5 protein-coding genes are annotated in these 4661 nt (G+C 71.4%); 4 read left to right on the top strand and 1 reads right to left on the bottom strand.

Translation table 11 applies throughout. The features are described from left to right. The 4 genes from WA805_RS29580 to WA805_RS29565 all read left to right on the top strand — a co-directional run. Positions 1 to 426: Zn-ribbon domain-containing OB-fold protein (locus WA805_RS29580; RefSeq protein WP_425243967.1), on the top strand; the 426-nt coding region annotated here is incomplete at its 5' end. Positions 427 to 428: 2 nt separating this feature from the next. Further along, positions 429 to 1460, top strand: coding sequence for a peptidyl-alpha-hydroxyglycine alpha-amidating lyase family protein (locus WA805_RS29575; RefSeq protein ID WP_424564800.1), 1032 nt, complete (start codon positions 429 to 431; stop codon positions 1458 to 1460). 31 nt (positions 1461 to 1491) lie between these two features. Beyond that, positions 1492 to 2700 (top strand): epoxyalkane--coenzyme M transferase, encoded by a 1209-nt coding sequence (locus WA805_RS29570; protein WP_422337811.1) that lies wholly within the window; start codon positions 1492 to 1494, stop codon positions 2698 to 2700. A gap of 5 nt (positions 2701 to 2705) precedes the next feature. After that, positions 2706 to 3959, top strand: a complete 1254-nt coding sequence (locus WA805_RS29565) for an amidohydrolase family protein (protein WP_425243966.1) — start codon at positions 2706 to 2708, stop codon at positions 3957 to 3959. A 12-nt stretch (positions 3960 to 3971) separates the two neighbouring features. On the opposite strand, the gene WA805_RS29560 is transcribed toward WA805_RS29565, so the two are convergent. After that, the coding region (locus WA805_RS29560) for a zinc-binding dehydrogenase (protein WP_425243965.1) at positions 3972 to 4661 on the bottom strand (690 nt) is incomplete at its 5' end.

Genomic DNA, 4661 nt, shown 5'->3' with positions numbered 1-4661 from the left:
GGCGCCGGGGGCGCCGGGCCCTTGCCGGCGCCGGCCCCGCCGGTCAACCCGGAGACGCGGGAGTTCTGGGCCGCGACGGCGGCGGGCCGGCTGCTGCTGAAGCGGTGCCTGGATTGCGACAGCGTGATCTGGTACCCGCGCGCGATCTGCCCGGACTGCTCCAGCCTGCGCACCGAGTGGTTCGCGGCGTCGGGCCGTGGCCGCGTCTACAGCTACACCGTCAACCACCGCGGCGAGGGCGCCTATCAGGGCTCGGCGCCGTTCGTGCTGGCCTACGTCGAGCTCGACGAGGGCCCGCGGGTGATGACCAACGTGGTCGAGGCAGACGCCGCGGACCTCGCCGTCGGCCTGCCGGTCGAGGTCGTGTTCCACGACACCGGCGACGGCAGCGCCCTGCCCAGGTTCCGCCCGCGGAAGGACCGGTAACCGTGCGAGGAGACACAACGGCGCCGCTGGCCGACGACTTCAGGTACGACGTCGACGCGCGGTGGGAAAAACCGCCGGCCGGGATCTCCCATCGTGACGTCTCGGCGGTGGACACCGATTCCCGCGACCGGGTGTATCTGCTGACCCGCTACGACCCCAACGTGCTGGTATACGAGCCGGACGGCACGTTCGTCACCGCCTGGGGCGGCGACACCTTCACCGGGCCGCACGGGCTGACCGTGGCCCCTGACGACTCGGTGTGGACCGTGGACAACGGCGACCACACGGTCAGGAAGTTCACGCCGGACGGGAAGCCGCTGCTGACCCTGGGCCATCCCGGGCAGCCGTCGGACACCGGCCGCACCGCCGGAGGCGGTTTCGTCATCCACAACGTCGAGACCGTCTTGCGGCCTGGACAGCCCTTCAACGGCTGTACCAACCTCGCGGTCAACTCGGCCGGGCGGGTCTACGTCGCGGACGGCTACGGCAACTGCCGGGTCCACGTGTTCTCCCCGGAGGGGGAGCTGATCACGTCCTGGGGCGCGGTCGGGATCGGCGCGGGCGAGTTCCACCTGCCGCACGGCATCGCGGTAGGCCCCGACGACCGGGTGCACGTCTGCGACCGGGAGAACGACAGAATCCAGGTCTTCGACCCCGACGGGCGGTATCTCACCGAGTGGACCGACGTGCAGCGGCCCTGCCACATCGCCATCGACCCCGACGGCTACTCGTACGTGGCGGAGCTGTGGCGGCCCAAGGGCAAGGGCTCGTTCACGCACGGGTTCATGCGCGAGGACTATCCGGGCCGGGTCACCATCTTCGACCGCGACGGCTACATCGTGGCCCGGTGGGGCGCGAGCACCGTGAGCAGGACCGCGCCGGGCAACTTCATCGCTCCGCACGGTATCGCGGTCGACTCCCGTGGCGACCTGTACGTCTGCGAGGTGTCCTACACCTTCGGGGTGAAGGCCAACGGCGTCGACCCGGCCGAGGCGGCCGCTCACCAGATCCAGAAGTTCATCAGGCGCACGTGACGACGAAAACGGCGGAAGGGGAAGCACGCACATGAGGCACAGCACCCACCGGATCCGGTCGACGCACGGCGGCAACCTGCCGCGGCCGGCGGCGTTCGACGCGCTGCTGCGGCAGGGCCCGATCGTGACCGCCGAGGTCGCGGCGGAACTGCCGGGCGCCGTGCGCTACGTGGTGGACCGCCAGCTCGAATGCGGCGTGGACGTGCTCAACGACGGCGAGTACGTGAAGGCCGCCGGCGGGGGCGCGTACTCCGGGTACATCCACCAGCGGGTGTCCGGGTGGGAGGTGCTGCCGGTCGACCCGGCCAGGCCCCGCAAGAGGGAGGGCGTCGGCGAGCGGGAGCGGCGGATGTTCCCCGGATTCTACGAATCCGGGCTGTGGCTGCAGGGGTCGGGCGGCCCGGTGCGGCCGGGATATTTCACGCCGGGCCGCCCGCCGGAACGGACCACGGAACGGGTCGCGACCGGCCCGGTCACCTACACCGGCCACGACGCCATCAGGGCCGACACTGATGCCCTGACCAAGGCCCTGAGCGGCAAGCCCGCCGAGACGGAGGGCTTCGTCGCGGCCCTCGGCCCGCTGAGCCTGGGCGCGGGCGCGCGCAACGAGTACTACTCCTCAGAGGAGGAGTACATGACCGCGGTCGCCGAGGTCGTCAGGGAAGAGTACAAGGCGATCACCGACGCGGGCTTCATCGTGCAGATCGACGAGCCAGAGTTCGCGACCTCGTGGCAGTTCTACCCCGACTGGGACGTGCCCCGCTACCGCCGTTACCTGGAGTTCTGCGTCGAGATCATCAATCACGCGCTGGATGGCCTGCCCGAGGACCAGGTCCGGTTCCACGTCTGCTGGGGCAGCGGCCACCGGCCGCACGTCACGGACATCGACCTGGTCCACATCGCTGACCTGCTGCTGAAGATCAACGCCCAGGCGTACTCCGTTGAGGCCGGCAACGTCAGGCACGCCCACGAGTGGACCGTGTGGCGCGACATCAAGCTGCCCGACGGCAAGATACTGGTGCCCGGGGTGATCTCGCACGCCACCGACCTGGTGGAGGCCCCTGGCCTGGTCGCCGAACGGCTGGTTAACTACGCCAGCGTCGTCGGCAGGGAGAACCTGCAGGCCGGGACCGACTGCGGAATCGGCTCCCGGGTCGGCCATGAGGAAATCGTCTGGGCCAAGCTCCGCGCCATGGCCCAGGGCTGCGAACTGGCCAGCGAACGGCTGTGGGGGAGGTGACCGGCATGACCTACGACCTGCTGATCAAGGGCGGCCACGTCCTGGATCCCGGCCAGGGACTTGACGGCATCCGCGATATCGCGATCACCGACGGCAAGATCACGAAGATCGCCGCCGGCATCCCGCCGGAGGACGCGCACCGCGTCGTGGAGATCCACGGCGCCGGCCGGCATGTCGTGCCGGGGCTGATCGACCTGCACACCCACGTCGCCGCCGGCGCGATCACCGAGGGCGTGGGGATGGGCATGTGCGACCCCGACGACATCGGCGTCCGGTCCGGCGTCACCACGGTCGTGGACTGCGGGTCGGTCGGCGTCGCCAACCTCGGCGTCTTCCCCGCGCACATCCTGCCCAGGGCCAGGACCCGGGTCGCCGTGATGGTGAACGCGGGCAGCCACGCACACACCATGCCAGGGCCCGCGGACGTCCGGTCCCTCGACGACATCAGCAGGGATGTCCTGCAGCGGGCCGCCGCGCATAACCCGGGCCTCATCGCGGGGGTCAAGCTCCGCATCGTCGGCCCCGTCTTCCAGACCGCCGGCGAGGAGATCATCACCACCGCCAAGGCGGCGGCCACGGACCTGGGCGTTCCGCTGATGGTGCACATCGGCGACTCCACCGCCAGAGACGAGGCGTCGGCGGCGCGCCGCGCCGAGCTGACCAGGTTCCTGCTGCGCTCGTTCGAGCCTGGCGACATCCTGACCCACCTGTGCACGCCGAACTCCGGCCGCGTCCTCGACCCGGCCGGCAACCCCTACCCGGAGGTGGCCGAGGCGCGCGCCAACGGCGTCGTCCTCGACTCGGCGCTCGGCCGCGGCAACTTCGGCATCGAGGTCGCCAGGCGGCAGGCCGACCTGGGCCTGTATCCCGACACCATCAGCAGCGACCTGACCGCCGGGGGCCAGACGTTCCACAGCCTGCTGGAGTGCATGGCCAAGTTCATGTCGATCGGCTACTCGCTCGCCGACGTGGTCAAGGCGGCCACCGGCAGCGCGGCCGCGGCGCTCGGCCGCCAGGACGAGCTGGGCGCCATCGCCGTCGGGCGGGACGCCGACCTCAGCGTCATCGACGTCGTCGAGGGCGACTTCTCCTTCACCGACACCACCGGGCAGGCATTCAGGGGCGGTTACGGGCTGGTGCCCGTCCGCACGCTGAAGGCGGGCGAGGAGTTCTCCCCGGGCTGGGGAACGCACCCATGGGGCTGGCTGCCCGCGTCCGCCGGCGACGGAGACGGAGATGGAGATGGAGACAAGGCGTAGCAGGAGCGAGGTCTAGAACCTCAGCACCAGCCGCCCCCGCACCCCGCCGGCGGCCAGCCGCTGGTGCGCCTCGGCGGCTCGCTCCGCCGGCAGCAGCTCGGCGATCCGCAGCGTCAGCACTCCGTTGCCGGCCAGCTCCGCGAGCGAAGCGAGCCGATCGCCCTCGTGCAGGTGCTGGCCGACCAGCACCAGGGAGATCGCGATGCCGCGTTCGGTCTCGCCCTGGAACGGGCGGACGGCGAGCAGCTGCCCGCCATCACGGACGGTCGGCAAGATCGCGGGGCCGAGCAGCGCGGCGTCGAGCACCGCGTCCACCCCGGACGGGTACAGCGCGCGCACCGCCGCGGCCATCCCAGGTCCGCGGGGCACGACGTGCCGCGCGCCGAACGACAGGACCAGCTCCTCGTCAGGTCCTGGCGCCGCGTCGCCGATCACCGTCAGCCCCTCATAAGTCCCGAGCTGGATCGCGTACTGGCCGACGGCCCCGGCCGAGCCGGTGACCGCCAGCGTCGAGCCGGGCGGCAGCGCCAGCATGTCCAGGGCGGTCCGCACGGTCATCCCGTTCATCGGCAGCGTCGCCGCCGCCTCGAGCGTGATCCCGTCGGGGACCCGGGCGAGCTGGTCGGCGTCGACCACCCGGTATTCGGCCTGCGCGCCGCCGCCGGGTTCCGCCGGGGAGACGGCGGCCATCACTCGGTCGCC

Origin of the sequence: Trebonia sp. (assembly GCF_049794275.1) — a bacterium.
Classification (GTDB): domain Bacteria; phylum Actinomycetota; class Actinomycetes; order Streptosporangiales; family Streptosporangiaceae; genus Trebonia.
The sequence above is the reverse complement of the archived record's forward strand: the minus strand, read 5'-3'. Positions and strand labels throughout refer to the sequence as shown.

What these genes read in the sequence shown, in the direction of transcription:
- WA805_RS29565 (WP_425243966.1), top strand. Translation starts at nt 2,706, where the DNA reads ATGACCTACGACCTGCTGATCAAGGGCGGCCACGTCCTGGATCCCGGC.
- WA805_RS29570 (WP_422337811.1), top strand. Translation starts at nt 1,492, where the DNA reads ATGAGGCACAGCACCCACCGGATCCGGTCGACGCACGGCGGCAACCTG.